Annotated in this window: 32 protein-coding genes, 1 tRNA gene and 2 pseudogenes; 24 read left to right on the top strand and 11 right to left on the bottom strand. The window is 62.3% G+C overall.

What is annotated here, in order from left to right:
- Nucleotides 1-168 (bottom strand): annotated as a pseudogene (locus Q3C01_RS05440) (IS110 family transposase); the annotation flags it as partial.
- On the opposite strand from Q3C01_RS05440, the gene Q3C01_RS05435 reads away from it, so the two are divergent.
- The gene (locus tag Q3C01_RS05435) at nt 167-367 is read left to right on the top strand and encodes a hypothetical protein (protein ID WP_458144301.1); all 201 of its coding nucleotides are present in this window, start codon (nt 167-169) and stop codon (nt 365-367) included. The pseudogene Q3C01_RS05440 and the gene Q3C01_RS05435 sit on opposite strands and share 2 nt — an antisense overlap.
- A gap of 86 nt (nt 368-453) precedes the next feature.
- Here the strand turns inward: Q3C01_RS05435 and Q3C01_RS05430 are convergent, their stop codons facing one another.
- The 3 genes from Q3C01_RS05430 to Q3C01_RS05420 form a co-directional block, all read right to left on the bottom strand.
- Nucleotides 454-1,818, bottom strand: a complete 1,365-nt coding sequence (locus Q3C01_RS05430; RefSeq protein WP_458144300.1) for a PepSY-associated TM helix domain-containing protein — start codon at nt 1,816-1,818, stop codon at nt 454-456.
- 1 nt (nt 1,819) lies between these two features.
- Nucleotides 1,820-4,096 carry a TonB-dependent siderophore receptor gene (locus Q3C01_RS05425; RefSeq protein WP_458144299.1) on the bottom strand — a complete coding sequence of 759 codons (2,277 nt, stop codon included), beginning with the start codon at nt 4,094-4,096 and terminating at the stop codon, nt 1,820-1,822.
- Between the two features lie 206 nt (nt 4,097-4,302).
- Entirely contained in the window at nt 4,303-4,683 is a 381-nt protein-coding gene (locus tag Q3C01_RS05420) for a hypothetical protein (protein ID WP_458144298.1), read from the bottom strand.
- A gap of 428 nt (nt 4,684-5,111) precedes the next feature.
- Between Q3C01_RS05420 and Q3C01_RS05415 the strand changes: the two genes are divergently transcribed.
- Both Q3C01_RS05415 and Q3C01_RS05410 read left to right on the top strand, forming a co-directional pair.
- On the top strand, nt 5,112-5,492 hold the full coding sequence (locus Q3C01_RS05415; RefSeq protein WP_458144297.1) for a hypothetical protein: 381 nt from the start codon (nt 5,112-5,114) through the stop codon (nt 5,490-5,492).
- 69 nt (nt 5,493-5,561) lie between these two features.
- The gene (locus tag Q3C01_RS05410; RefSeq protein ID WP_458144296.1) at nt 5,562-6,089 is read left to right on the top strand and encodes a copper chaperone PCu(A)C; all 528 of its coding nucleotides are present in this window, start codon (nt 5,562-5,564) and stop codon (nt 6,087-6,089) included.
- A 4-nt stretch (nt 6,090-6,093) separates the two neighbouring features.
- Here the strand turns inward: Q3C01_RS05410 and Q3C01_RS44950 are convergent.
- A pseudogene (locus tag Q3C01_RS44950) lies at nt 6,094-6,256 on the bottom strand (COG4315 family predicted lipoprotein); the annotation flags it as partial.
- Between the two features lie 273 nt (nt 6,257-6,529).
- Between Q3C01_RS44950 and Q3C01_RS05405 the strand changes: the two are divergent.
- On the top strand, nt 6,530-6,706 hold the full coding sequence (locus Q3C01_RS05405) for a hypothetical protein (RefSeq protein WP_458144295.1): 177 nt from the start codon (nt 6,530-6,532) through the stop codon (nt 6,704-6,706).
- A gap of 56 nt (nt 6,707-6,762) precedes the next feature.
- On the opposite strand, the gene Q3C01_RS05400 is transcribed toward Q3C01_RS05405, so the two are convergent.
- The 4 genes from Q3C01_RS05400 to Q3C01_RS05385 form a co-directional block, all read right to left on the bottom strand.
- A complete protein-coding gene (locus Q3C01_RS05400) occupies nt 6,763-6,948 on the bottom strand; it encodes a hypothetical protein (RefSeq protein WP_458144294.1) in 186 nt (61 codons plus the stop codon).
- A 100-nt stretch (nt 6,949-7,048) separates the two neighbouring features.
- Nucleotides 7,049-7,363: a DUF3489 domain-containing protein gene (locus Q3C01_RS05395; RefSeq protein WP_458144293.1), complete on the bottom strand. Its 315-nt coding sequence runs from the start codon at nt 7,361-7,363 to the stop codon at nt 7,049-7,051.
- Nucleotides 7,364-7,466: 103 nt separating this feature from the next.
- Complete coding sequence (locus Q3C01_RS05390) at nt 7,467-7,589, bottom strand: hypothetical protein (protein ID WP_458144292.1); 123 nt, start codon at nt 7,587-7,589, stop codon at nt 7,467-7,469.
- 123 nt (nt 7,590-7,712) lie between these two features.
- Nucleotides 7,713-8,000 (bottom strand): hypothetical protein, encoded by a 288-nt coding sequence (locus tag Q3C01_RS05385; protein WP_458144291.1) that lies wholly within the window; start codon nt 7,998-8,000, stop codon nt 7,713-7,715.
- 260 nt (nt 8,001-8,260) lie between these two features.
- Between Q3C01_RS05385 and Q3C01_RS05380 the strand changes: the two genes are divergently transcribed.
- A complete protein-coding gene (locus Q3C01_RS05380; protein ID WP_458144290.1) occupies nt 8,261-8,479 on the top strand; it encodes a hypothetical protein in 219 nt (72 codons plus the stop codon).
- A gap of 53 nt (nt 8,480-8,532) precedes the next feature.
- On the opposite strand, the gene Q3C01_RS05375 is transcribed toward Q3C01_RS05380, so the two are convergent.
- Complete coding sequence (locus Q3C01_RS05375) at nt 8,533-8,907, bottom strand: response regulator (RefSeq protein ID WP_458144289.1); 375 nt, start codon at nt 8,905-8,907, stop codon at nt 8,533-8,535.
- A 1,829-nt stretch (nt 8,908-10,736) separates the two neighbouring features.
- Between Q3C01_RS05375 and Q3C01_RS05370 the strand changes: the two genes are divergently transcribed.
- From Q3C01_RS05370 to Q3C01_RS05320, 11 genes are all read left to right on the top strand, one after another.
- A complete protein-coding gene (locus Q3C01_RS05370; RefSeq protein ID WP_458144288.1) occupies nt 10,737-11,999 on the top strand; it encodes a site-specific DNA-methyltransferase in 1,263 nt (420 codons plus the stop codon).
- A complete protein-coding gene (locus tag Q3C01_RS05365; RefSeq protein ID WP_458144287.1) occupies nt 11,996-12,487 on the top strand; it encodes a phage terminase small subunit P27 family in 492 nt (163 codons plus the stop codon). Before Q3C01_RS05370 ends, Q3C01_RS05365 begins: the two co-directional genes overlap by 4 nt.
- 61 nt (nt 12,488-12,548) lie before the next feature.
- Nucleotides 12,549-14,048: a terminase large subunit gene (locus Q3C01_RS05360; RefSeq protein WP_458144286.1), complete on the top strand. Its 1,500-nt coding sequence runs from the start codon at nt 12,549-12,551 to the stop codon at nt 14,046-14,048.
- Complete coding sequence (locus Q3C01_RS05355) at nt 14,045-14,365, top strand: HNH endonuclease (protein WP_458144285.1); 321 nt, start codon at nt 14,045-14,047, stop codon at nt 14,363-14,365. The genes Q3C01_RS05360 and Q3C01_RS05355 overlap by 4 nt, the downstream gene beginning before the upstream one ends.
- A gap of 233 nt (nt 14,366-14,598) precedes the next feature.
- Nucleotides 14,599-14,970, top strand: a complete 372-nt coding sequence (locus Q3C01_RS05350; protein WP_458144284.1) for a hypothetical protein — start codon at nt 14,599-14,601, stop codon at nt 14,968-14,970.
- A 1-nt stretch (nt 14,971) separates the two neighbouring features.
- The gene (locus tag Q3C01_RS05345; protein WP_458144283.1) at nt 14,972-15,412 is read left to right on the top strand and encodes a hypothetical protein; all 441 of its coding nucleotides are present in this window, start codon (nt 14,972-14,974) and stop codon (nt 15,410-15,412) included.
- A 93-nt stretch (nt 15,413-15,505) separates the two neighbouring features.
- Entirely contained in the window at nt 15,506-16,564 is a 1,059-nt protein-coding gene (locus Q3C01_RS05340) for a hypothetical protein (RefSeq protein WP_458144282.1), read from the top strand.
- Nucleotides 16,565-16,652: 88 nt separating this feature from the next.
- Nucleotides 16,653-18,764 (top strand): phage major capsid protein, encoded by a 2,112-nt coding sequence (locus Q3C01_RS05335; protein ID WP_458144281.1) that lies wholly within the window; start codon nt 16,653-16,655, stop codon nt 18,762-18,764.
- Nucleotides 18,765-18,803: 39 nt separating this feature from the next.
- Nucleotides 18,804-18,878, top strand: a tRNA-Met gene (locus tag Q3C01_RS05330).
- Nucleotides 18,879-18,903: 25 nt separating this feature from the next.
- Nucleotides 18,904-19,200 carry a hypothetical protein gene (locus Q3C01_RS05325; protein WP_458144280.1) on the top strand — a complete coding sequence of 99 codons (297 nt, stop codon included), beginning with the start codon at nt 18,904-18,906 and terminating at the stop codon, nt 19,198-19,200.
- A gap of 14 nt (nt 19,201-19,214) precedes the next feature.
- Nucleotides 19,215-20,615, top strand: coding sequence for a phage portal protein (locus Q3C01_RS05320; RefSeq protein ID WP_458144279.1), 1,401 nt, complete (start codon nt 19,215-19,217; stop codon nt 20,613-20,615).
- 232 nt (nt 20,616-20,847) lie between these two features.
- Here the strand turns inward: Q3C01_RS05320 and Q3C01_RS05315 are convergent, their stop codons facing one another.
- Nucleotides 20,848-21,738: a hypothetical protein gene (locus tag Q3C01_RS05315; protein WP_458144278.1), complete on the bottom strand. Its 891-nt coding sequence runs from the start codon at nt 21,736-21,738 to the stop codon at nt 20,848-20,850.
- A gap of 99 nt (nt 21,739-21,837) precedes the next feature.
- On the opposite strand from Q3C01_RS05315, the gene Q3C01_RS05310 reads away from it, so the two are divergent.
- Genes Q3C01_RS05310 through Q3C01_RS05275 form a run of 8 tightly spaced genes read left to right on the top strand, consistent with a single transcriptional unit; the run spans nt 21,838 to nt 26,793 of the window.
- On the top strand, nt 21,838-22,182 hold the full coding sequence (locus Q3C01_RS05310) for a hypothetical protein (RefSeq protein ID WP_458144277.1): 345 nt from the start codon (nt 21,838-21,840) through the stop codon (nt 22,180-22,182).
- Complete coding sequence (locus tag Q3C01_RS05305; RefSeq protein ID WP_458144276.1) at nt 22,175-22,828, top strand: head-tail connector protein; 654 nt, start codon at nt 22,175-22,177, stop codon at nt 22,826-22,828. Before Q3C01_RS05310 ends, Q3C01_RS05305 begins: the two co-directional genes overlap by 8 nt.
- Nucleotides 22,821-23,207 (top strand): hypothetical protein, encoded by a 387-nt coding sequence (locus tag Q3C01_RS05300; protein ID WP_458144275.1) that lies wholly within the window; start codon nt 22,821-22,823, stop codon nt 23,205-23,207. The genes Q3C01_RS05305 and Q3C01_RS05300 overlap by 8 nt, the downstream gene beginning before the upstream one ends.
- Nucleotides 23,198-23,554 (top strand): hypothetical protein, encoded by a 357-nt coding sequence (locus tag Q3C01_RS05295; RefSeq protein ID WP_458144274.1) that lies wholly within the window; start codon nt 23,198-23,200, stop codon nt 23,552-23,554. The genes Q3C01_RS05300 and Q3C01_RS05295 overlap by 10 nt, the downstream gene beginning before the upstream one ends.
- Nucleotides 23,554-24,240, top strand: a complete 687-nt coding sequence (locus Q3C01_RS05290) for a hypothetical protein (RefSeq protein WP_458144273.1) — start codon at nt 23,554-23,556, stop codon at nt 24,238-24,240. The genes Q3C01_RS05295 and Q3C01_RS05290 overlap by 1 nt, the downstream gene beginning before the upstream one ends.
- Complete coding sequence (locus tag Q3C01_RS05285) at nt 24,230-24,514, top strand: hypothetical protein (protein WP_458144272.1); 285 nt, start codon at nt 24,230-24,232, stop codon at nt 24,512-24,514. Before Q3C01_RS05290 ends, Q3C01_RS05285 begins: the two co-directional genes overlap by 11 nt.
- 24 nt (nt 24,515-24,538) lie before the next feature.
- Nucleotides 24,539-25,225: an NUMOD3 domain-containing DNA-binding protein gene (locus Q3C01_RS05280; RefSeq protein WP_458144271.1), complete on the top strand. Its 687-nt coding sequence runs from the start codon at nt 24,539-24,541 to the stop codon at nt 25,223-25,225.
- Between the two features lie 2 nt (nt 25,226-25,227).
- Nucleotides 25,228-26,793, top strand: a complete 1,566-nt coding sequence (locus Q3C01_RS05275; RefSeq protein ID WP_458144270.1) for a phage tail sheath C-terminal domain-containing protein — start codon at nt 25,228-25,230, stop codon at nt 26,791-26,793.
- The last annotated feature ends 73 nt before the right edge of the window (nt 26,794-26,866 follow it).

Here is a 26,866-nt window from a genome sequence, read left to right as displayed (position 1 = left end):
GGTTCCGCAGGCTTCCATGCCGACCAGGCAAGGAGGAATCCTGCTAAAGAAGTCGATGACCTGCTTGCGCCGCAGCTGCCGACTGATGACGACCTTGCCCGCACTATCCACGCCGTGCACTTGGAACACGTTCTTGGCGAGATCAACGCCGATGGTGCTAACCTGCATGTGGACGACCCCCTCCGGTGATTCGTTTTTCAACGACCACCCTTTGGCACATTCGATGCCGGGAGCGGGCGTCGTCCACCACATCATTTTCGACCGATTGAGCCGGTTTTGCTCGGCGGTTTATGTCCGCATCGCGCTGAAAGTGACCGTGGTGCTGCGTTGCCGCGAAATGACACGATGGGCCACTTTCGGAAGTTGATCCGGCTAACAGCCACTGCGGAAGGGCGGCGAGACCCGCGAGCAAGCTGGCATTAAAGTCGCGCCGATCTATAGGTTTCTCCTATCTCAGGCCGGGCGCAGGCCCACATGCCGTCGTAGCATCCATCCGATTGCGACAACCGCAATAACTGAAAGTCCAAAAATGGGAAGGACGATAGCCATGAGAGTGAGTGAAACCAGGAGCGCCTTCGACCATGCCACCTCGCGCGCTGGTGGCACGCCTAGTTGCCCGCTGGGACGCCGCAGCCACCATGACAATGCGCCCGTTACGCTTAGCCATATCAGCGAAACCGCCAGCAGCGTGTTCAGCCAGAGGTTCACCGGCCCGAAATCGCCCTGATGTACATGAATGCCGACGGCGACAATCCTCGGAATGATGGGCAGGTCGGCGTGACGGAAATCGCCCCTGATGTCGCCCGTTGCGGGATCGGCGGTGATGATGCGATCTTCACTCAAGGACGACGTCCGATTAGTCACGAACAAAGGTGCGTCCCGCCAGGGCGATAGTTGTATGGCGATTGCGCCGGTCACGCCGCGATCGCGAGCCGCGCGTGCGACGGCGTCGATCGAGGCTCCGGCGTCCGTGAGCTGCGCCGCCGCGGCACCTCCGATCGAAAACCCCGCCGGATTTTCTTGGCCAAGCGCGGACTGTGCACGCGACAACACCTCTCCTCCCCAGAAAGCGGTCCAAGGCAAGGCGCTGATCAGAAAAAACAGGAAGACGCCCGAGATGACCACTGCAACCGTCGCATGAAGGTCGCGAAGCAACAAGCGTGGACCGGAACTAAACCGAGGGCACAACGCCTGCGAGAAGCGTCTGCCCCGCGGCCACCACAGATATAGGCCGGTGACGATCATCACGATTGCCCAGCAGTCGCCAAGCTCAAGGAACCAGTTGCCGGGTTTACCGAGAGGCCAGCCCGCGTGCAGCGCGCGGGTAATTCCGGGCAGCCATTGGGATGGTGTCAGCGTCCCGAGCACGCTACCCGCATGGGGGTCGACGAACACCGGATAAGGCAGCCCGCCAGGGTCCTGCATAATGACCGCCGTGCTGCGGCGGGGGTCGTCGGAAAGGACAATCTGCTGCACGGGCCGGTCGACCATCATGGGCATCGACGCATGATTCTCATGGCCTTCATGTTGGGATTGGCCGTCAGTCGACGCCGGTCGTGGACTGGTCGCGGAAAAAGCGGCTCTGATCTGAACGCTCGGAGCAGCAGCAGCATCGGAAACAGGAACGAAGCGCAGTTGGGGATAGCGAACGTCGGTCCACCACTCCGACCACAGATAAAGCGTACCCGTCGTGCTCTGCCAAAGCACGAACGGAATGACGATCAGCGCGGCGAGAAAATGCCAGCGCCAGAAGGCTGCATATAGAGGGGCCGGCTTCACGATAGCTGCCGTTTTCATTCGGAACGTGCCGCCGCGCATCTCACAATTCTGCCCGGATCGAGGCAAGAAACGTGCGCGGCGCACCAGGGAAGATGCTAAGCCGGGTCGACGAGTTTTGATAGTAAACCGTGTCGAACACGTTCTTCACATTCAATTGCAGCGTCACTCTCTTGAACTGTGTGTCCGGCGGCGGCTTGAATTGATACTGGATCATCGTGTCGACCCGTGCGTAGGCCGGCAGAACGAAGCTGTTCTGGTTATCGCCCTGGCGATCGCCAACCGCGACGACGCCTGCGCCAAGGCTCAGGCCGCGCCACTGCCCGTCGGCATCGTATTTCACCCAGACGGCACCGGCGTTATACGGCACGTCCTGAAGCCGGTTGCCGCTCTCGTCAATGACATTCGTCGGCGGAAACAGCGTGCCGTTCACGATGTCCTGGGGGCTCGGTCCCTGGCCCTTGACGATGCGGGCATCGTCATAGGCGTAGCTGGCAATGATGCTCCAGTTGTCGTTGATGCGACCATTGATGTCGAGTTCGATACCTTTACTTTCGACTGTGCCGACCGGCGTCGAGAACGGTGTACCACCTAACGCCGAAACCACGTTGGTCTTGAGGATATCGTACAGGGCCAGCGTGGCAGTCAACCTTTTGTCGAGCAATTCCGCTTTGATGCCGACTTCCTTCTGTGTTGCCTGCTCGGGCGGGAACGGCGGCTGTCCCGGCACCGGGAGCGCGTTGGTCACGCCAAATGACTTTGTGTAGTTCGCGTAGAGTGAAATCCACGGCAGAGGTTGGACCGATGCACCAAGCCGCGGGCTGAATGCCTTGTCGTGTGCCTGAAGGAAGCCGAACCCAGTCGCAGGATCAACGGGCGCCAACGCTTCCGTATCCGAGTTCGGGCTAAAGCCGTTGCCAAAGCTTGCCCAGTCGTATCGTCCGCCCAGCAGCAGGTGCACGCGATCCTGCGCGAACGAGATGATGTCCTGACCGTAAACTCCTGTCCACTGCTCGCGGAGCGGAAGGAAATTGTTAGCCGGAAGCGGCGTGTATACGCCGCTGTAGTCGGGCGCGAAGATGTTGATCGGGCCGATGCTCGGATTGTCGCCGAAGAAGGCCTCGATGTTCTTGTTGAGATGAAAATAGTCTGTCCCGAGCAAGACGGCGTGGTTGAACGGACCGAGATCGAACTTGCCCTTGAGGTCCAGATTGGTTGCAAAGGTCCGCGTGTTGACATGGGCGTCCCAGACATTGCGCATCAGCGTTCCCGTTGCCTCGTCGAAAGAGTCCACCCCATTCAGAAATTGCCGATAATCCTGATTGTTGTAGGCAAGGCGGTTGGTGAGGCTCCAATCGTTGTTGAAATCATAAGTCCAGTCGTAACCGATCAGCTCGCGCTCCTGCCGGTTCGGATTAACTACCGTAAGCGGTGGCGCCTGCAGATAGCGGCTGATGGGAATGTTGGCGGCCCGCGATCCGATCGCAGGAATGCCCATCGAGTTATCGACGAAGCTTGACTTCTGGTACTCGAAATCAACGTTGAAGCGGAATTGATTGGTCGGGCGCCAGGTGATGGTCGGAGCAACGAAGAAGCTCTTGGTATCGACGAAGTCGGTGAAAGATCCAGTATTGGTGTAGTCGAGGTTGACGCGGTAAAGCCAGGTCTTGTCCGGTGTAACCGGTCCGGTCGTATCGAGCGTTGTGCGCGATAGGCCCCACGAACCGAACTGCTCCTGCAGCGAGGCGTAAGGCGTGTCGAGCGGGCGTTTGGGTACGAGATTGATGATACCGCCTGGCTCCAGACGCCCGAACTCCATAGCCGCCGGGCCCTTCAATACTTCGATTGATTGCAAGTTCGCTGTTGGGATTCCGGTGATTTCGAACAACCGCAGATTATTCCGATAAATATTGGCGTTGTCGAACCCACGGACATTGAATCCGTCGTAAAAATTGTTGCTAGATGGCGTCGTGCTCGGCGGCTGCACGCTGCTGACATAACCGACGACCGCGTCGCGGACTGTGATATCCTGTTGGTCGTCCATGACCTGCCGCGTCACGACCTGCACATTGGTCGGCGCCTGCAGCAAGGGTAGGCCATCCTTCGTTGCCGAGACCGGCGCGCCGAAATCGACCGTATATCCGGTAATGCGGCCCCCAAGACCCGCGCCCGCCTGGCTGCTTCCAACTTCGGTCTGCGGCTTGGGCCGTTCTGTAGGTCGCGCGGTTGTTGTCCGCCGCGCCGCCGGGGCGCGCTCTGGCCGTTTGTTCTGGCTCACAGTCCTGATGGGCTTCCGGGGGCGCGGCGCCTCGACCGTCACCGGTGGCAGCCGGCGCTGATCCGGGCTCGAACTGGTATCGGCAGCGGCCACGACCATGTCGTTCGCGAGCGCGCCGGAACGATCCGATGATCTGGATTGGGCAAGTGAATCGGCAGGCATAGCCGCAACGAATGCGGCCGCACACAGCGCGGGAAAAAAGCGAGACATGGCTCAACTCCGACAGGCATCAAACAGGGGGAGTTCTGTCAGACGATCGGAGGGGGACCCTGCGATGAACGCGGCTCGTGGCGGCGCTGCGGTGTGTTGTCAGTCCAGCAGTTCGCACGCAGTGTAATGGCGCGAGAGGGCCAAACCACCAGCATCTGCTGCTGAGCCACAACGACGGACGAACAGGCCGCGAAGACACAAATCCCACAGGTCTCATGATCGTTCACCGGCTGCGCCGGATGCGTGTCGTTGTTCGTTCCGCCGGTCGACACGTTGTGACAGATGGCCTGATCGCCATCTGGCACAAACGCCATCTGGGTCGCGAGGGCAGCCGTCAAAATCAGCTGAAAAGCCAGCACGTGGGCGATCGTGATGCCCACAAGTCCCCTCAGGCAGGGTTTTGTCTTGGCGCTGAACACCCGAAACTCTCCTCGGTTTCGGTAACATTATCACGACGCCAAGCGCCAGCCCGGGGTTTACGCTGGAAGATCGAAAGGGTTGCTCCGTAACAATTCCGCAACAGTCAACCCTCTGCCTTTTCTGGGCCCGGCAGAGAGCCGCGCCGGCGTGCAAAAAAGGTGCACTAGTCAGTTTCCGGGTCACTCGCTCCATTTTTGGCCAGTTCATCTTACGTGTGCTTATCCCCCCGACAGCGGCGGAATAGCAGGCCATTTCCCGCGCCGCAGCAGGGTCTAACGGGCGAACTTCTGTCGGTCACCGTTCCGATCAGCTATACTGGCGAGGCCCGACGGTGATCTCGAACGAAACGACGATGCTGCCGCGATCTACAATGGCTATCTTGGCGGTTTGAAATCGACGAGTGGCGGAATTCCGAGCGGAGGCTTTCATGCGACCGGTCAGCTTCCTCCTGACATTGACCATTCTTACACTGCCGGTCTGCTCCGAGCCGCTGCAAATCCATGGCACGACGGGCTACGCCGGTGAGTACGAGCTCATTGGCAGCGTTTCCGAGCAGAATTTGAACGGGAAAAGGGAATTCTCAGGTCCATTGACCGTGAGGCACGTTGGCCTCTGTACGCACGATGGTCCGAAGGAGACCATTGGCGAAATCCGGTTCGAGCTCGCCAAATCGTCGTCCCGCATCACCGCAACGCTGGACTTCGACGCAGGCAAGTGTGCTTACAAGGGGGTTCTTTCCGAGTCGTACCAGGGCTTTATGGATTGTGGTCGTGAGGGCAGCCTTCCGCTCAGACTTTGGACTAAATGATCCGACCGCAACGCGCTTCAAAAGCCGAACGGTATGGACGGCTGAGTTGATTCAAGAGAGGTGAATGCCATGGAAATGCTAAAACAGGTTCTTCTGGCGCTTGCAGTCGTCTACGCCGGGTCATCCGTTGTGATCGCGGACGAGATCAAGGCTGGCGACCTCGTCGTCACCCAAGCGTGGAGCCGCGCCACGCCGAAGGGGGCGAAGACCGGCGGCGGCTATCTCAGCATCGAGAACAAGGGCAGCGCGCCGGACCGGTTGATCGGCGGATCGGCCGATGTCGCGGGCAGCGTCCAGATCCACGAAATGTCGACGGAGGGCGGCGTCATGAAGATGCGTCCGGTTGAGAACGGGCTCACCATCGAGCCCGGCAAGACGGTCAAGCTCGCGCCGGGCGGCTACCATCTGATGATGATGGATCTGAAACAACAGCTGAAGCGGGGCGACAAGGTCCCGGTCACGCTCGAGTTCGAAAAGGCCGGCAAGGTGACGATCTCCCTCGATGTCGAGGGCGTCGGCGCGCAAGGGCCAGTCGGCGCGTCCGGCGGAAAGATGGATATGAAGAAGATGCCCGATCACTCGGGGATGAAAATGTAGCAAACTACGGCTGGGCGATATGCCAGGCACCGTTGAGGAGGCCGTCACCGGAGCTATCGCCGGGCACCTTGTCATTGCCAAGTGTAAAGTGGTCGTCCTTTGTAGGCCCACTTTTTCGATCCTTCGCCACGGGTGGTAATCGTGTAATCGCCAGCGCTGATGCTGCCCTCGCCAATTTCTGCGCCGGTTAGATAACGTCGTGTCGGTTGGGCCCCGTCGGTGGCCGGCCCTTGCGTATCGACCGAGATCGATCGGCACAGGTCCGAGTTGGGTCACTTTCGACGGACTTAATGGGATTGTCGGCTGGTTGATGTCCGCTTTACCCCGAAAGCGCCGAAGCCGGAGAGCCGCCCCTTTGACGTCAACAACCGCTCGAACCGTACCACTATGTTCGCATCGTGTGCGACAGCGCCGCTCCGTTGATGGTGAGAAAATCCGATATGGTCAGACAGCTTGCCAACAACGTCGTTGAGAGCCTGCGCACGCAGCCGCTCGCCTTGGCGCTGGTCCTGATCAACATGATCGTGCTCGCGGGCTTCGCCTTCACGCTGCACGAGGTTGGCAAATCAATCGAGCGCAAAGACGCGATGCTGCAGAGCTGCATCGACAAGCGCTGAACAGAAAAAGGCCCCGGATTGCTCCAGGGCCTTTTTTGGTCGGGATCGGCGGATTATCAAGATCGGGCTTCTATCACCGGCAATGGCTTCTCGCGCAGGATCGCGCAGAAGATGATCGCGAGCAGCGGCGAAAAGAAAAACGCGATCAGAAACCAGCCGAAGCCGGATCGATTGCGTCGGACGCTGGCGAAGAGGCCAACGGCGATGCATAGTGGAAGCCACATCAGAAAAACGAACGTCATTGCTTTGCTCCTATTCGGTGGGCGCGCGTGATTGCCGCCCCTCACTGGCTCAAGCCCGGAAGCCGAAGCACCGGGCAAGAGCTGAAGGATGCGCGAGCCGTTAGGCCAGCTTGTATGAGGTGACGCCGTCCTCGCGGGTGCGCTCCGCCTTCGCGCCGTTCGGCAGCCGGGTGAGCGCGGCGCGCAGCGTGTGGGCCTGCCAGCCCAGAGCCTCGCACATCTTCTCAACCGTCGAGCCCTTGCCGCCGAGCAGATCGAGCAGCATCGCGGTCTTCGATCCAGCGCGCGGGCCCTTCGCCTGGTCGCCCTTTGCGGCGACCGCCTTCCCGGCGCTGGCCTTCTTGGCGACTGCCTCCTTGGCAGCGGCCTTCTTCGCGACGGGCTTCTTCGCGGCGGGTTTCTTCTTGGTAGCCATTTCAACTTCTCCTGGTTTGCGCGGCGACCGGAATGGTCCCGCGTACTGCCCCGAGCCCAGAAACCCGTTCGGGTGCTGGGCGTGGGCAGCCAGGAGGCTGCGATTAGGCGATGATGTTATTGGCGACGTACCACTCGCCGTTTTCGCGCTTCTTGAGCACCGCGACTCGGAAGGTGGTGACGCGCTGGCCGGTGATGACCGAGTTCATGATGTGGACGTATTGCACGATGACCGCTTCGCCGAGCGAGTTGGTGGACCAGACTTCGGTCTCGCCTGCCGTGCTGTTGTTTCGTACTGCCCTAAGCCCGGAAGCCGAAGCGCCGGGCGGTTTAGGGTTGCAGGAGTGGCCCTATTCGGCAGGGCATTCGTTGAATGCCAGCCAAGCCCGATATGCGCGCTGCAGTTCGTCAAAGCGCTGGACCGGCAATCGCGTGCCGTTCGGGATTGACGCCGCTGCGCTGTAGCGATGGCCGACCGAATTCTTGCCCATGGCGTAGGCCGCTTGCGCGAACCGCGCCCACTCGTTCTTGAGGTATTGGTCAACGGTAATCATCAGTTTCTCTTTCGTGGTTTCGCCCTGGCGTTGTTCGCCGCGCCGTTTCGTTGCCCCGTACATCGCTCTGGTGCGCCCAGGCATCCAGTCCAATCGCAGCCATGCCATTGCGAAGGTGCTGCTGAAGCAGCAACAGAAGTGCTGGCAGCGGAACCAGCGGTTTGTCCCGCGCCGCATCGGCTCCCAAAGTACTTTTGAGATTAGGAGCTGCAGAAGAGCATGCCGGTTACACAGGCACATCGTTGCAATGCACCAGTGTGAGTTCCTCGCAAATTTCAGAGATTGTTTCGACGCTCAGCAGAAAAGTTATCGTGCCGTGCCGCCGCCGCGCGTTGTCGTAGACCATGACCATACACAGGCTGTTAAAAAACGCTGCGTTCGGGCCGGAGGAAATTGAACGTCTAGTGACGGCTTACGAACAGACTTTACGGGCGCTGGGTCTAAAGGATCGCAGCGACCCCATTACGCAGCTTGTCGCCGAGAAGATCATTGCAGTTGCTCAATTGGGGATTGAAGACCCGCCGGAGATTTCCAAGGTGGTTCTTGAAGAGCTGGGAAGTTGATGCCACTGGCGGCCCATTATGAGGCGCTCGGTCTCAACGTCACCGTCTCAGGATCATCGCCGACACAGTCGCTCGATATCCTCAACGAGCTCTAACGGATCGAAAGGCTTCTGCAACAGCTTCACGCCCGTAAAGCGCTCCGGGATAACGTTGCTGTCGTATCCAGTATAGAAGACAAAGGGTATGCGCTGACGCATCAGTTCGTCGGCGATCGGGTAAGCCGTTTGGTGGCGGAGATTGATGTCGATGATGGCTACGTCGAAGTGATCGCGAGCCGCTCGGCGGTACGCTGCGTCAAAGTCACCAAATGGTCCAACTATACTTGCGCCGTGGGATTTGAGCGCTTCTTCCAGATCGTTCGCCAGAAAATACTCGTCCTCGACGATGAGAACACGGCAACCGTTTAGCTTGTTGTCGCGATCGCTCATGGCATGCCCCCGTGGAGATGGACTGCCAACGGTACAAAAAGGACGGCACTGCTCGATCGTTCCCCGGCTAGTGTTCACTTTTGAACGTGGCCAAGCCACCCGCGCGGCTAATGGCGAGGTGTCTTCCAATGCTCCGCAACGACTGATGATGAGCGCTCCAATTCGCGGAGCCGATCGATTTGCGTTCTAAGCTTCGCCGGTAGTTCCGGTTCTGGTTTCAGCGACGCGTACAGTTCCTTGCCGATCACGCGAACGATGGCCCTGCTGTGTACGTAGTCAATGTCGACGCGGTTGCGCATAACGAAGCTTTCGGTTCGGCGTCACCTGCGCTTCCCCTGCAACCATCGGGCAGGCCGGCCATTTTCAAAGGAATCGAAGACCGCCGCTTTTGGCTATCTGCGCGTGCGCTTGCATATAGAACAGCGGGTCGCTCCCAGCGACCTTTGGCTATCCCGCGACATGCGCCGTGTAAGTACCGGCGAGCGGCGGTCTCATGTTTATCCAAAGCTTGGCAGACAGCTTTCGTTCCGATCTCTGATCGCGACGCGATGTTCCATTTGGACGAGGAACCCGGAGTGTGGCGTCGGTGTGTGGCGTCGACACTTAGGCCCAACTGACTCACGAACAGCACTCGGAACCATTTCTGAGAGCGCCCGGTTAGTTCTTGGGACGTTGAACGGAGGGACGATCGCCATGAGGACCAAATATCTCGCTGCGATCGCGATAGTTGTCCTCGCCGCTTGCACTGGGCTGGTCATGAATTCTCTCGGCTCGCTGCCTCTCGAAAAACAGTCCATGCCAGCCGCCACGCAAGTTGCGGACCGATTAGCTGTGTCCGTCGATCCGTTTTTGATGCGGTCTAGCGGCTAACAAGATGCTGCAGGTCCCAGAGGGCCCGAAAACGTCTAGCGCGCCGATGCGAGATTACGAGCCCGCGCCTTGTCCAATTCGAACAGTTCGATTGTGAGCGCGGCGTCGCGATAACCCAGCGAGACCAGTATTTCAGAAACGGAAAAAGCCCCGGCCCGAAGACCGAGGCGTTGTAAAGATCAGCGCGCGATCAAATCGAATCGCGCCTTAACTGATCTCGCCAGCCTTCTCGCGCAAGGCTTCATAGAGTTGCGCAGGGCCAAGCAACACGTCCGTCAGACCCTATGGCCGGGAGAGTTGGCGCCCTCCCGGCCGTGTCCGCTTGCCAGGGCAGTGAGGTCCCGTAAAAGCGCCTGACGGCGAACAGTATCGGATGAGGGTTGCGGCTCGGCCGAGTCCTCGGAACCGATTGGAAGGCGCGGTTCCGCCAAAATAGACGAACATTCCCCATTCAGGCAGTGCGGTTCCAAGCGATAGGCGCAGCGCCTGATGGGCCCGGACCGCGAACGCTAGAGTTCGGAAAACGAGTACCGCTACAGCAGCACAGTTCGCGCCAGCCCATTGACTTCTCGGGGGAATTTCATTCTCCGGGCCGGGGGGCGGTACCGGAAATCCTAAAGGAACCCATTTCCGAGCGCGGCGGCGCTCCAATTTTAGCGGCCGCACTTTGGAAATTTCGGGAAAGAAAAACATTCTTTCCGACCAAAAAGTTTCGACTTCTCAATGGCATGGCCGCAGATCGGGAATTCCGCGGAACCAACTTAGCCGGTTCCCACTCAGGCTAAGTGGGTTCCCTTAAGTCGGAATTTACACCGGTATTTTGCTGCCATTTTCAAAACTGGAATGGCATTCCCCCTAGCGGCCCCAAATACCGGGCTGGGGAATGTTCGTCTAGGGGTCAAAACCCAGCGAAATCAACGGTTTGCCGGGGCGCGCCCTGGCGTTTCCCCAAGGCTCCGATGGATCAAAACAACGCCGCCACGCCAGGCGCGAATTGGGCTGCCTGGGCCACAGAAAGGCGTCCGTTGGCCTCCCTGGTGCCCTATGCCCGCAACGCCAGGACGCATTCCGCCGCGCAGGTGGCCCAGATAGCGGCCTCGATCCGCGAGTGGGGTTGGACGGTCCCGGTCCTAGTGGACGAAGCCGGGACGATCATTGCTGGGCACGGGAGGCTCTTGGCTGCCGAGAGTTTAGGGATAGGAGAGGTCCCGGTTATCGTCGCTCGCGGTTGGACCGAGGCGCAAAAGCGAGCCTACGTCATCGCCGATAACAAGCTCGCCGAGAACGCGGGCTGGGACAAGGAGCTGCTGCGGCTTGAGGCTGCGGACCTTGCCGAGCTTGGCTTCAATCTGCCGCTGCTTGGCTTTACCGAGCGCGAGCTGCAGGCGCTCTCGGGTGGCAAGACCGGCCTGACCGATCCCGACGCGACGCCGCCGCTTGCGCCCGATCCGATCGCGCGAGTTGGAGATCTGTTCGAGCTTGGCAACCATCGCCTGCTGTGCGGCGACTCGACGAACGCGAGCGATGTTGCGCGATTGCTCGACGGCGCGAAGCCGCAGCTGATGGTCACCGATCCGCCCTATGGCGTTGAATACGACCCGGCCTGGCGCAATCGCGTTCGCCGCAAAAACGGGTCAGTCGTCGGCGCTCGCGCAACGGGCGTGGTGACGAACGACGAGATCGCCGACTGGCGCGAGGCCTATGCGCTCTTCCCCGGCGATGTCGCCTATGTGTGGAACGGCGCGCTCAAGAGCGCAGAGGTGGCCGAGTCGCTGCTCGCGGTCGGCTTCGGCTTACGCGCGCAGATCGTTTGGGCGAAGAAGCACTTCGTGATCGGGCGCGGCGACTATCACTGGCAACACGAGCTGTGCTGGTACGCGGTGCGCAAGGGCAAGCCTGGTCGCTGGGCCGCAGGACGCGATCAAGGCACGGTCTGGGACATCGACGCGCCGAACGGCTGGGCGCAGATACACGACGGTCCCGACGCGCACCAGGGCATCCATTCGACGCAGAAGCCGGTCGAGTGCATGCGGCGTCCGATCATCAACAATTCGGAGATTGGCGAGGCGGTTTATGAGCCGTTTGCCGGGTCCGGCTCCACCATCATCGCCGCCGAGATGATGGAGCGCGCGGTCTTCGCGATGGAAATCAGCCCGCTTTACGTCGATGTCGCGGTCAAACGCTGGGAGAACTTCACCGGCAAGCAAGCGAGGAAACTATGACCGGCCCGCGTCCCACCCCGACGCATCTGAAAGTTTTGCGCGGCAATCCAGGCAAGCGACCGCTGCGCACCGACGAGCCGCAGCCCGAGGTCGCGGTGACCCTGCCTGACCCGCCGCCCTTCATCACCGGCTACGCAGCCGACGAATGGTGGACGGTCGGCGCGGAGCTGCACCGGCTCGGCCTGTTGACCATCGTCGATGTCGCGCCGCTTGCCGCCTATTGCCACGCCTATGGCCAGTGGCGCATGGCGGCCGAGGCGCTGGCGCGGATGCAGAACAACGATCCGCTGATGAACGGCATGATCATCAAGACCAAGTACGGTGACGCCGCGCAAAATCCGCTGGTCTATATCGTGCGCAAGGCCGCAGCGGACATGGTGCGCTACGCTGCCGAATTCGGCCTGACCCCTGCGGCCCGCACGCGCATCAACGCTGGCGTCCAGGGCGAACAGTCGCAGAGCAAGTTTGCCGGACTGCTCGCAGGTTAAGCGCACGCCACAGGGCAAAGCCCGCGCTAAGGCGGTTATCGACTTTATCGAGCGATTGACAGTGCCCAGCGGCACTGGCCAGGGCAAACCGTTCAAGCTCGACGCCTTCCAGAAGCTTTTCATCCGCGACATTTACGAGCCGCATATCGGTGCCAATCGCACTGTGCGGCGGGCAATCCTGTCCATCGCGCGCAAGAACGGCAAGACCGCGCTAATCGCTGCCATCGTGCTCGCCCACCTGGTCGGGCCCGAGGCAATCGTCCACGGCGAGATTTACTCGGCCGCGAATGATCGCGACCAGGCAGGCATCGTCTTCAAGTTTGCGCGGCAGATCGTGGACCTTGAGCCCGAGCTGGCAGCCGAGATCGAGGTCATTCCCTCGACGAAAACGATGATCGGCAGGCGCACCGGCTCGGTCTATCGCGCGATCAGCGCCGAGGCTGGCACGAAGCACGGTTATCTGCCGAGCCTGGTGATCTATGACGAGCTGGCCCAGGCCAAAAACCGCGAGCTGTACGACGTGCTGGATACCTCGTTCGGCGCGCGGCAAGAGCCGCTGTTCATCACCATCAGCACCCAGAGCAATGACCCCGAGCACGTCCTGTCGAAGCTGATCGACGACGGCTTGAGCGGCGTCGACCCCTCCATCGTCTGCCATCTCTACGCAGCGGACGAGGATTGCGACCTGGACGACGAGAGCCAATGGGAAAAAGCCAACCCGGCGCTCGGCAAATTCCGCGACCGCGAGGACCTGGCGACCGCGATCCGAAAGGCGCAGCGCCTGCCCGCCGAGGAGCCGAAGGTCCGCAACCTGTTTCTGAACCAGCGCGTCGCGCCGGTCGCCTCGCTGATCAGCCGCGCCGAATGGATGGCGTGCAATGGCGACGCAGCCCTGCAAGACGGCGAAGAGGTTTACCTGGCGCTCGACCTTTCCAGCGTGGTGGACCTGACCGCACTGCTGGTCGGATCGGTCAGCGATCCCTGCCGCATCGCGCCGTACTTCTGGAAGCCGCGCGAGCACCTGAACGAACATTCCAATCGCGACTTCGGCGCATCGAGCCGCCGCTACCAGGAATGGGCCGAGGCCGGTCACCTGCTGCTCAGTCCAGGCAGGACCATCGATCCCGAGGCGATTGCGCTGTTCATGGCAGAGCTGACACAGCGCTATCGCGTGAAGGGCCTGGCCTATGACCGCTGGCGCATCAACGACCTGCTGCGCGAGTTCGACCGCATCGGCCTGCAGGCGTACCAGGACGGCGAGAAAGGCGACGGCTTGCGCCTGGTGCCCTGGGGCCAGGGCTTCAAGGACATGGGGCCGGCCATCGACGCCGTCGAGCTGGCGATCATCGAGCGCAAGCTGCTGCACCCGAACAATCCGATCCTGAACTGGAACATGGCGAACGCCGTGGCCACGATGGACCCGGCTGGCAACCGCAAGCTCGACAAGGACAAGGCGCGGTTTCGCATCGACGGCGCGGTGGCGCTCGCCATGCTGCTCGGCCTGCGCTCGCGTGACCGCACCGCGACCAAGCCGGTCGATATCGAGGCGCTGATCGGATGAGCACGCCCAGCAGCGAGTGGAAGCACTTCTACGACACCGGTTTCTGGCAGCGCCGCCGCAAGCTGCAGCTTCAGGCGCATCCGCTGTGCAAGTTTTGCCTCGACCGTGGTTTCGTCGCTGTCGCGACCGTTGCGGACCACGTCGAGCCGCACAAGGGTGACTGGAACAAGTTCGCGCTCGGTCCGCTGCAGTCATTGTGTGCTGCATGCCATAATCGAACTAAGCGCATTATCGAACTCCGTGGCTACGACCTTGAAGTTGATGAAGATGGTTTTCCAACGGACCCAAATCATCCCTTCAATCGGGATGGGCCGTGACGACTTGCGAAGTTGATGGATGCGAGTTGAAGGCCAGGAGCCGCATTAGGGGACTCTGTGCTTGCAACAAGCATTATTTGCGGTTGTACAATCACGGGTCAGTTGACCTGTTGCCGCCGCGTCCAAAGCTGCCACTCCCGAAGTGCTCGATAGCTGGTTGTGAAAATCTCTCTCGCGGCAGCAAGTTGCGCCTTTGCGAAAAGCATTACACGAGGCGTCGCCGTGGCAGGCCGATGGACGATCCTGTCTATGGCAAGCGGGGGATTACTACACAGGGGTATGCGGCCCTAGCTCAAGCCTCGCATCCTGCAGCCGGATCAATTGGCCACACCTACCTGCATCGCAAGGTTCTCTATGACGCGATTGGTCCGGGGGGTCACCCCTGTCACTGGTGCTGGACCATGGTTGAATGGTTTACGAAAGGTGAACGTAAGCTGGTGGTGGACCATCTCGATAATGACAAGCTCAACAACGAGCGATCCAACCTCGTGGCTTCATGCCATAGGTGCAACGCCACGCGCGGCTTGTTTATGAGCTGGGTGCTGAAGCATCAGAATGATCCTTTCTTGCTGACCCTGCTCAAGGCCAACGCAAAGAGGAAATGACATGCCGCTTCTGCGATGGCGTGCGGAGCACGGTGAGGCTCCAATTGTCACGCTGGCTTGCGCGCGGACCGTCGAACTCTCGCCAGCGAACGGCAGCGTCGGGTCGAACACCGTCTACATCAAAGGCGAAGGCACCATCGAGTCCTTCGGCAACGCCCCTCCCGGCGACACCGACCCGCAGGGAAGAAAGTGGGGCCTCGCCATCACCAAGACCGTCCTCTTCGACGCTGGGATCACCCTGAAGCAATCGGCCCGCATCGCCACGCTGAGCGAGCGGGATCGCGTGATGCTCACTCCGTCGGTCGGCATCTATCGCTGCAACGGCGGCAGCAACTGGGGCGAAATCCTTTTTGGCGCAACCGGCGCTGCGGAAGTCTCGCGGCGTCTTGATGACATCGACGAGCGGCTCGCCGAGATCGAGCGGCGGCTCTCACAGAAATAACCCCCGAGATGGGCGGCGATTGCCTGCTCTGGCGCGACCGCGCGCCGGACGCCGCCCGCGCGGGCTTCGTTCTCCGAAAAGGGAAAGACCCCGATGAAGCACGAGAACCAGAGCGCGTTCCGTCGCGAACAGCGCGAGCCGGTCGTGGGCGGCAATCTGTTCACGCGCTCGCTCGCCGCGAGGACCATCGCGAGCCTGCGGCGTGGTAAGGCTGCCGACGTTGCTGCCGAGCTGTGGCCGAGCGACCGTCTCTTGCATCAGCACATCACGCGCGCCGCATCCAACCCCGCGATGACGGGCGTGGCGGGCTGGGCTGCCGAGCTTGCGCAGAAGCGCGTCGCCGACGTGATCGAGGCGCTCGGCCCCGTTTCGGGCGCGGCCGACGTGCTCAAGCAGTGCCTGGTGCTCGACTGGGATGGTGCGGGGATCATCAGTGCGCCTGGTTTCGTCGCGAACGCGGCCAACAGCGGTTTTGTTGCCGAGGGCGCGCCGATCGCGGTCCGGCAACTGAACGTCGGGCCCGCACAATTGCTGCCTTATGCGCTGGCCACGATTGCCGCGCTGACGCGCGAGATGGTCGAAGGCAGCAATGCCGAGGCGCTGATCCGTGACGCGCTCGTGCGCTCGACTGGTCTTGCGTTTGATGCGGTGTTCTTCGGCAACGCCGCCGCAACGGCAGCGCAGCCCGCAGGTATCCGCAATGGGATCGCGGCCCTGGGGGCGAGCAACAACGCCGATCTTTACGAGGCGTTCGCCGACGACTTCGCGGCGCTGATCGACGCGGTCTCCGCAGTTGGCGGCAAAGGGCCGTATGTCCTCGTCGGCTGCCCAGGTCGCGTGGCGACTATGTTGCTGCACTACCAAAGCCAGCCGAACCCGAACTTCGCTTTCGTGGCGTCGAGCGCGATGGGCGGCGATGTGATGGCAATTGCGCCGCAGGCCATCGTGGCTGCGCTCAGCGCCGACCAGGATGTCGAGACGGCGAACGCCGCCACGCTCGTGATGGACACCGCACCCGGAGCGGCGGGCACGATGGGGCCGGAAGCCGAGATGTGGCAGACCGACAGCATCGCCGTGAAGGTGCGCTGGCCCGTCTCTTGGGCCCTGCGCAACGCAGGCGCGGTCGCCTGGCTCACGCCGTCGTGGAAGTGAGCTGAGCGCGCGGGCGAACCGCTTTCCAGAACACCAGCAAACGCAGGATCAACCGAACATCGCATGCGATGGGACGGAGGGATTGTCTATGCGCAAGCAGGGCATCGAGCCGCAGGACGATGAGTCCTATGAGGATTGGATGGACAGGTGCAGCGACGAACTCGGCGACGAGGACGAATGTCAGCTGATCTGGGACGAAACCAATGACGAGGACCGCGCCGCCACCGGCATCAAGCACAAGACGCATGCGGGTCAGCTCACCGGCCTCGAGTTCGTCCTCTCCGACGAAACGCCGGACCGCATGGACGATGTCATTCTCAGCGACGGCTGGGACCTCAAGAACTTCAAGCGCAACCCGATTGCGCTGTTCAATCACAAGAGCGACTTCCCGATTGGGAAGTGGAGCAACCTGCGCGTCGAGAACAAGCAGCTCCGGGGCGAGCTTGAGATGGCCCCGTTCGGCACCTCCGAGCGCATCGACGAAATCAGGAAGCTGATCGACGCGGGCATCCTGCGCGCCGTCAGCGTCGGCTTCAAACCGCTCGAAACCAAGCAGCGCGAAGGCAGCGACTGGGGCCAGACCTTCGTTCGCATTGAACTGGTCGAGACCTCGCTGGTCGCAGTGCCAGCCAATCCAAACGCCTTGGCCGTGGCCAAGTCGCTGAACATCTCCCCGCAAACGATGGACCTCCTGTTCGCCAAGCACGGCAGCATGGACGCGAGGACCAGGCGTCGCGGGATCACCGGCGAGCAAGCCGATACATCTCGCATTCGAAAGGGCAGCGCCATGTCTGGCCTGGCTCAACGCATTACCGACTTGGAGGCGCAGATCGTCGCCAAGCGGGACCAACTCGAAGACCATCTCGACAAGATGGACGACACCAACGTCAGCGATGCCGATCTGGAAGCGACCGGCAAGTTCAACTTCGAAATCGCCCAGCTGGAAAAGACCCGCTCTGCGCTGGTCGACTCCGAGAAGCTGCTGGCGAAGTCCTCGACCGACGCCAACGGCGCAGGCCGTGGCCGTGCGCTCTCGACGACGGTGATCGCGGGCGCGGATCGCGAGCGCGTCGCCGCCCCGGCGATCATCGTCAATCGCAAGAAGGACCTCGACCTGCTTGACTACGTCGTCCGTGCAGCGACGGTGACCTACATCGCCAGGGCATCCGGCAAGTCGGTCGATGAGACGCGGCAGCGGATTTACGGCGAGGACGACGGCACCAAGGCGTTCTGCGAAATCGTCACGCGCGCAGCGTCTGCCCCTGCCATGACCACGGTCACCGGCTGGGCGCAGGAACTGGCGCAGACGACCTATGCCGATCTTATGCCGCTCCTGATGCCGAAGGCGATCCTGACCCGGCTTGCGCCGAAAGGCCTCACGCTGAGCTTCGGGACCTCCGGACGCATCGTCATCCCGACGCGGTCGCGGACGCCGAGCCTCGCGGGCTCGTTCGTCGGCGAAGGCATGCCCATCCCCGTTCGGCAGGGAGCGTTCACCTCGCAGACGCTCACGCCGAAGAAGATGGCGGTCATCAGCACCTGGACGCGGGAAATGGGCGACCATTCCGTCCCCGCGATTGAGGGGCTGATCCGGCAGGCGATCCAGGACGACACCACCGTGGCCATCGACAGCGTGCTGATCGATGCCAACCCGGCGACCACGATCCGGCCTCCGGGCCTGCTCAACGGCGTCGCGGCAACCGGCGCGACGGCTGGTGGCGGCATCGCGGCGTTGGTTGGCGACATCACTGCGCTGATCAACAGCATCTCGGTGCAGACCCTCGGCAACACGCGCAACCTGGTCTGGCTCGCCAACCAGACCGACATGCTGCGCGCCTCGATGCTAACGGCGGCGAACACGGGCGTCTTCCCGTTCCGGGCGGAAATCGCGAGCGGGATGCTCAACAACATCCCGATCATCGACTCCGCGACGGTCGCGCCCAAGACGCTCATCTTGGTCGACGCCGCTGACTTCGTCGTGGTCGGTGGCGAGGCCCCGCGCATGGAGATGAGCGATCAGGCCACGCTGCACATGGAGGACACCGCTCCGCTCGACCTGGTCGACGGTGCGGGCGTCGCGGCTGCGCCGCAGCGTTCGCTTTTCCAGACCGACTCGCTCGCGTTGCGGATGATCATGCCGCTCAACTGGGTTCAGCGTCGCGCTGGCACGGTTGCCTGGACGCAGAACGTCACCTGGTGACAAGCGACCCGTGCGCTGCTCCGGCAGCGCACGGCTGATTGCAGCGGTAGAGCAGCCCGGTAGCTCGCGTGGCTCATAACCACGAGGTCGTCGGTTCAAATCCGACCCCTGCAACAATCATTCAGCAGGAGGAATTCCGATGACGACCAAACTGGCGGACGATCCGCAGACCGAGGCTGCCAAGAAGGCGGTAGCCGACGACAAGAAGGCTGCCGAGAAGTCGCGCGCTGAATACGCCGCGCGGACCAAGGGCAAGCCGACGCCGACGCAGGAGGAGAACGACATCGCGCTGAGCGGTGGTCATATCCTCCAGCATGAGGACGACGGCAGCGCTCCTGATCCGCACAACAAGCCGGTCGAGGACAAGGCGCTCGATGCCGAGAAGCCGTACGCCAGATCGCAGACCTATTCGACCCGCGCGCAGCGCGCTGAATAGGCGATGGCAGGCCGATGGCGAGCTGGCTTACCCGTCTCAATCGGCTGATTTCGAGGTCGGCCGAGGGCGAGTACCGTCCCGGTCCGTATGATCTGCCGATCACGGGCGGCTGGCTTCCCGCTGCCGTGGGCGAATATCTGAACTGGTGGCAGAAGGGTTACGACCCTATCGGGCTGTCAGCGCAGTCGGCCATGGTGGAGGCCTGCGTCTCTGCCTATGCGCAGACGGTTGCCATGTGTCCTGGCGATCACTGGCGGCTCAACAACAAGGGCGGGCGGGACCGGGTCAAGAACTCGGCGCTCGCCCGGTTGCTGCGTCATCCGAACCACTATCAGTCGATCAGCGATTTCCTGCTGAACGCGACCCGGTCGCTGTACCTCGACGGCAATTGCTACGCGCTGGCGCTCAGGAACGACCGCTACGAGGTCGACGAGCTGCACCTGATGAAATCGGAGCAGTCGTTTCCTCGCATCGCCGTCGGCGGCGAAATCTTCTACCAGCTGCACGGCAACGACGTGATCTCGGCGCGGCTCGGCGAGTCCACGATCCTGGTGCCGATGCGCGACGTGCTGCACATTCGGCTTCACACGCTGAAGCAGCGTTACCCGGTGCCGCTGGTCGGCGAGAGCCCTATCGTTGCCGCTTATGGCGACATTGGCGTCGGCAACGCCATCGCGCGGCAGCAGCAGTCCTTTTACATGAACGAGGCGCGGCCCTCGGCCGTGCTGTCCACCGACTTGGTGCTCGACAAGGACCAGGTGCAGGCGCTGCGCGACCGCTGGAACGATCAGGCCAAGGGCTTGCACCAGGGCGGCACGCCGATCCTGACGGCGGGGCTGAAGGTGCAGCCCTGGTCGGTTGGCGGCAGGGACGCGGCGACGGCCGACATGCTCAAGCTGTCGAACGAGCACATCGCGCTCGCCTTCCGCATTCCGCTGCAAATCCTCGGCATCGGCGGCTCGACCTACGGCTCGACCGAGCTGCTGATGCAAAGCTGGATCGCTTCGGGCCTGGGCTTCTGCCTCAACCACATCGAGGAGGCCTTCGGGGTGCTGTTCGGCCTGAAGGGCCAGCCCGACGAATATGTCGAGTTCGATACGGCGGCGTTGCTGCGGTCGGCAATGAAGGACCGGATCGAAGCGCTGGCGCGCGGCGTCCAGGGCGGCATCTTCGCGCCCAACGAGGCCCGTCAGCAAGAGGGCCTCGATGCAGTCGCGTTCGGCGACGAGCCGCGCGTGCAGCAGCAAGTCGTCCCGTTGAGCGCAGCCGGCAAAATTCCGGCATCGCCTGCGCCACCTTCGGCACCACCCGCACCGCTCCCGCCCGAAAAAGGCAACCGCGATGACATTCAACGGGAAGTCAGAAACCTGTTTAGGCTCACCGAGCACCTCGGACGGCGGCGACTTACTCCTTGACGCTTGGCGGGAGGCCCTGGCCCAGGTGCTGGAGACCCAGCAGCGGCAATGGCAGCGCGAGCGCGCCCTGATCGAGGCCCAGGCCGCAGCGACCGTTTCAGATCTCAAGGCCCACGTCACCGAGCTGAAGGCCCAGCTCGCGACGCTACGCTCCGAGTTCGCCGAGCTGATCAATGCGCGCCTGGCCGAGCTGCGGAACGGCGCGGATGGCGCACCAGGCGAGCCAGGCTCTTCAGGGCCCGCTGGTGAGAAGGGCGATCCGGGCGAGCGCGGCGAGCCCGGAGAACGTGGCGAGCCCGGAGAGTGTGGCCTGCAAGGCGAGCCAGGCCGTCCAGGGCCCGCTGGTGAGAAAGGCGATCCAGGCGAGCGCGGCGAGCCCGGTGCTCGCGGTGATCCTGGCGAACGCGGACTGCACGGTGAGCCAGGCCCTCCTGGTCCTCCCGGTGAGAAAGGCGATCCAGGCGAGCGCGGTGAGCCCGGTGCTCGCGGTGATCCTGGCGAACGCGGACTGCACGGTAAGCCAGGCCCTCCTGGTCCTCCCGGTGAGAAAGGCGAGCCAGGCAAGGGCGGCGAGCCCGGTGAGCGCGGGCCGCAAGGCGAGCGCGGACTTGACGGTGTCCCTGGCGAGCGCGGTGAGAAAGGCGATCCAGGCGAGCGCGGTGAGCCCGGTGAGCTTGGGCAGCAAGGCGAGCGCGGGCTTGACGGTGTCCCTGGCGAGCGCGGCGAGAAAGGCGATCCAGGCGAGCGCGGCGAGCCCGGTGAGCTTGGGCAGCAAGGCGAGCGCGGACTTGACGGTGTCCCTGGCGAGCGCGGCGAGAAAGGCGATCCAGGCGAGCGCGGCGATCCTGGCGAGCGCGGGCCGCAAGGCGAGCCGGGAGAACAGGGCGAACGCGGTGAGCGAGGACAAGATGGCGCGCAAGGCGAAAACGGCGACCAGGGTGAGCAAGGCAACGAAGGGCCGAAGGGCGAACCTGGTCCGCGCGGCGAGCAAGGGGAGCGCGGTGAAAAGGGCGAGCCCGGTCAAGACGGCAAGGACGGGAAGGACGGCGCGCCGGGGCAGCTGAAGGCCACGAGGCCCTTCAACGAGGGCGCGGTCCATTACGAAGGCGATATCGTCACGCACCAGGGCTCGACTTACCAGGCCAGGTGCGACACGGCGCGCCCGCCGCCGCATAGCGACTGGGCCTGCATCGCGGCTGCGGGGCGCAATGCCAGCACGCCGATGATCTGCGGCACCTATCGCGAAGGCGAGACGTACGCTTTCCTGAACGTCGTCGCGCTCAACGGCTCCTCATTCGTCGCGCGCTGCGATGATCCGGGGCCCTGCCCAGGCGACGGCTGGCAGCTGATCGCGTCCGCGGGGCGCGCTGGCAAGCCGGGGCCGAAAGGCGAGCGCGGCGAACTAGGGCCGCGCGGTCTGCCCGGAACGAACGCAGCGACCATAGTGGGCTGGGAAGTCAATCGGTCGACCTACACCATCACGCCGGTCATGTCAGACGGCAGCCAGGCCCCGCCGATCAACATCCGCGCGCTGTTCGAGCAGTATCACGAGGAAAGCGATGGCTGACATCAGCATCAAGGTGCTTGAGCCAGCGGACAGCTACGACCTGGCGTCGCTCGACGAGGTCAAGGCGCTGATCGGCATCTCCTCGACCGACACCAGCGAAGATGAATTGTTGCAGATGTGGATCACGACCTATTCCGACATCATCGCAACGACCTGCCGCCGCGTCTTTGCCAAGGAAACCGTCGAGGAAACCTGGCGCGGCGACACCAAGCCGTTCGATACCGACAATGGGCGGGTTTTTCTCACGCACTATCCGGTCGCTGATGGCGACATCCAGTCCGTCACCGGCCCCGATGGCGCGGACCTTAGCGGCACCTACGAGCTGGAAAACGCCAGCGGCAAGCTGCAGTTTTTCAACACGTCCTGGAGCGAGCCGATCCGCATCACATACACGGGCGGTTACGAGCTGCCCGATGAAGCGCCACCTGCGCTCAAGCAGGCACTGGCATTGCTGGTTCAGAGCGCGCGGGTGTGGCAATCGCGCTCGATGACAGCGGGCGTGCGCTCGATCTCGCATCGGGAGTCGCGCGTGCAGTTCTTCGACGTGAACCAGGCGCTGCAGAAGATGGGCGGTCCTGGTCCGCTTGGCATGGCGGCAGGAATGGTTGAGCCGCTGCTGTCGGCGTACATGCGCTACTATGTTTGAGATCAAGGTCGACGGCGTCGAGGGCCTGCTGAAAAAGTGCGAGGCCTTCGGCACGCAGCTCGATGAACTCCACAAGGAGGTCCCCGAGGAACTGGTCGACTGGCAGCGCACCGACATGCGCCGCAAATATCCGAACATCGAAGTCAGCAGCAGCGGTGACGAGACGACGGCCGAGACGAGCATCTGGCCGCGCTCACGCATCGAGCCGCCCGGAAGCCGCAGGCGGACCGGGCCCGTGATCGCTGTGCCGAAGCAGCATCGTTTGCGCGGCGCGGGACGGCCGCCGTCGTCGACCCGGCCGATCTTGCGCACCGAGCTGTTCACCAAGCTGGTTGACCGGATGACCGCGCTGCTCAGCAAGGCGATGAAATGGCCATAAACCTCGACGTTCTGCTGCAGTCGCCGATCTTCGATTTCTGGGCGGTTGATTGCACGTTCGTGCCGATCAAGTCGCAGCCGTCCGTAGGCAACTATTCGGGGCGCGGCATCCTCAACACCTATTCGACCGACGTGACCGCGCTCGACGGGGCGCTCTATTCCGACCAGCGCACCATCCTCGACATCCGCGAGAGCGAGTTCGCCGTGCTGCCGATGCAGAACGACCACGTCATCATCCCGGTCGATTGCAACAACGTGCCGAAGGGCGAGTACCAGATCGTCGATGCGGTCAGCGATGGCGGCGGCCAGACCATGCTGACCATCCGCAAGTACGAACCGGTCATGTGATGGGCGTTACCGACACGCAGAGCTATTCGCACGTCATCCGGAACGTGTTTTTCGATGCCGTGTCGGCCGATCCTTTCTTCGCGAGCTACACCTGCCGCAAGAACAAGATGCTGGTCGCCCGGCCCGAGTATCTGCCCTATCTCGGCGTCTACGTCATCGACGAGACCATGCTGCCCGATGGCGACGGCAACGCGGGCGAGGTCCGCTTCATCCACGCGCTGCGCATCGGCTTCTCTGTGATCGTGGCGAACAATGACCAGGACGCGCTTGAGGCGCAGCTCGACGCGGCCTACTGGCGGATCATGAACCGGCTCTGGCCGGACGAGTACATCATGAACTTGCTCGATACGACCGATCCCAGCACCGGCACCCAGAACCCCGACAACACCAGGATTGAAAGCATCGAGCGCGGCGTGCGCCGCTACGTCTGGGGTAACGCAGCCTTCAACAACGAAACGCCGGTCGGCGAGGTGCAATACGACATCACCTGCCGTCACCGCACCTATTGGTCGCCGGTCATCCCGGACGATCTGCTGACCATCGACATGCAGACCGGCATCAAGTCAGGCGACACCCAGGACGAGATGGACCAGCGGCAGCAGCTGCACGCTGTCTATCAGTTCGACCCATCGAGCTTCAGCGCGAAGCGGGAGTTCAAGCAAAGGAGCAAGGGCCATGGCCGTTAGCAAGGCATCGCTGCGCGGGCTGCGCATGAATGAGCGGATGGAGAAGATGCGGGAGGCCAACAAGGCGGCGCAGAAAACTGTCCGCGTGACACCCGCGAACGACATCATGCGTCGGCTGTTGAAGCACCCGCACGCTGGCGGCTTTTCCCAGGAAGGCGGCGCGGAGTGGCCGGATGATCGCTTCACGAAGCGCCGGATCGCCGATGGCGACATCACGCGCGATGAAGAGAAGCCAGCTAGGCATGCGGACAACCCGCCGAAGCACGCCGCCTGAGAGAGACCGCCTTAGACAGCAGCAATGGCTGATGTCGAGTGCGTTGTTTATTGGCTGTTTGATGAACGATGCGTTTGCCTGTTGCGGCATGGCTATATTGGGATCACCAGCAATTGGACGAAACGACTACAGCGACATCGACGTAACGGAACGTTCCCGGTCGGATTTGGCTGGAAGGTTCTATTTCGCGGGCCGAAAAGCGTGTGTCGCAAATTGGAATGGCAATTGCGGCCGACGCGCAGCATCGGATGGAATCGTACTGCCGGTGGCGGGCTTGCGCGCCTTGGCTATCGGGCGACCGAAACTGCGAAGCAGAACATGCGAGAGGCGGCGAAAGGAAGGCCGCCTGTTTCAGATGAAACGCGCGATAAGTTGCGCCAGCGCATGATCGGCACAACGAATAGGGGGCGTATCGGTCAGCAAAAATCGGACGAGGAAAGAGCCAAGATTGTTGCGGCTACCAAGGGCAAGCCTAAGAGCGATGAACATCGGCGCAAGATGTCAGCGAGGATGATTGGAAACGAAATTCATCTCGGCCGCTCGCACAGCGACGACACGAAACAGCTCATCGGCAAGAAGACCGGCATTCCTATCCATTCGGAAGAAGAAAAGCGCAAACGTGCCGAGCGCTGGAAGGGCAACGGTCTCACCAAAGGTCAACCGTGGTCTGCTGCGCGAAGACTCGCGTGGCTTCGAAGCAAGGAGGCATAGCCGTGCCCATCTCGTTCGCTCAAATTCCTCAAAACATCAAGGTGCCGCTCTACTGGGTCGAGGTCGATCCCAGCATGGCAGGGCTGCCGACGATCAATCTGCGCGCTCTGCTGGTCGGCGTCGCCATCGGCGGGACGGCACCTCACGATATTGCGGTGCCCATCGGCAGCCAGGCCCAGGCCGACGCGCAGTTCGGTGAAGGCTCCGAGCTGTCGCGCATGTTCAAGGCCTTCTTCGCCAACAACTTCGCCAACGAGGTCTGGGGCCTGCCGATGACCGAGCCGACCGGCGCATCGGCGGCCACGGGCGCTATCGTCATCACGACCGCGCCGACTGAAGCTGGCACCATCCATCTCTACGTCGCGGGCGACTATGTCCCGGTCAACGTGCTGACGACCGACACGCCGACGACGATTGCGCAAGCGATTGCTGATGCGATCAACGCCGACACTGCGCTGCCGGTCACGGCGGCGGCGGCGACGGGCACCGTGACGCTGACCTCGGTCTTCAAGAGTGTCAACGCCAACGAGATCAACGTCTCGCTGAACTATTACGGCTCAACGGGTGGCCAGCAGACGCCGGTCGGCCTCGGCATCACCTTGCCCGCGACTGGCTTCCTGACGGGTGGTACCGGCACGCCGCTGTTCACAACGGCGATCACCAACCTGGGCGACGAACCGTTCGAATATGTCGCGATGCCGTACACCGACAGCAATTCGCTGTTCGAGTGGGACCAGGAATACGGCTTCACCGACCAGGGCCGCTGGGGCTGGCAGCGCGAGCTGTTCGGCCATGTCATCTCGGCGAAGCGCGGCACCTATAGCGCGCTGCTCACGTTCGGCGACACCATGAACAGCGGCGTGGAGTCCATCATGGGGTTCGAGGTCGCCAGCCCATCCCCGTCCTTCGAATGGGCGGCGGCCTATACGGCCAAGACGCAGCGCGCCTTCATCAATGATCCGGCTCGGCCCCTTCAGGCGCTGTCGCTCAACCAGATCAAGCCCGCGCCGATCCATCAGCGGTTTGACTTCATCGAGTTGAACTCGCTGGCGTCCAACGGCATCGCAATCCAGAAGATCGGGTCGGATGGGCAGCCGATGATCGCCCGAGAGCAGACGACCTACCAGCTCAACCTCTATGGCCAGCCGGACGACGCCTACGAGCTGATGACCACGCTGGCGACGCTGGCGAAGCTGCTGCGCAACCAGAAGGCCGCGATCACCTCGAAATTCCCGAGGCACAAGCTGGCCAACGACGGCACCAAGTTCGGGCCCGGCCAGGCTATCGTCACCCCCGGCATCATCAAGGCCGAGCTGATCAACCAGTATCAGCAGGATATGTACGACGGCCTGGTCGAGGATCTGGTCAACTTCAAGCGCAACCTCCAGGTCGAGCGCGACCCGAACCACCCGAACCGGGTCAACGTGCTGTACCCGCCCGACCTCATCAACCAGCTCCGCATCTTCGCGGTGCTCGCGCAGTTCAGGCTGCAGTACGACCGGGGCATCGACACCCAGATCATCGGCCAGCCGCAGCCGCCGTTCAACGCGGCGTCAGGCGCTTCCTAACCCACCCTCACATCACCGGTCAGACCAATCGCGCCAACCGACGCGGCCTTTGGTGCTGGCTGATCGAAAGGAG

This window comes from Bradyrhizobium sp. UFLA05-109 (genome assembly GCF_054185165.1).
Note: the sequence above shows the minus strand (reverse complement) of the source record. Positions and strands in the feature narration are given on the sequence as shown.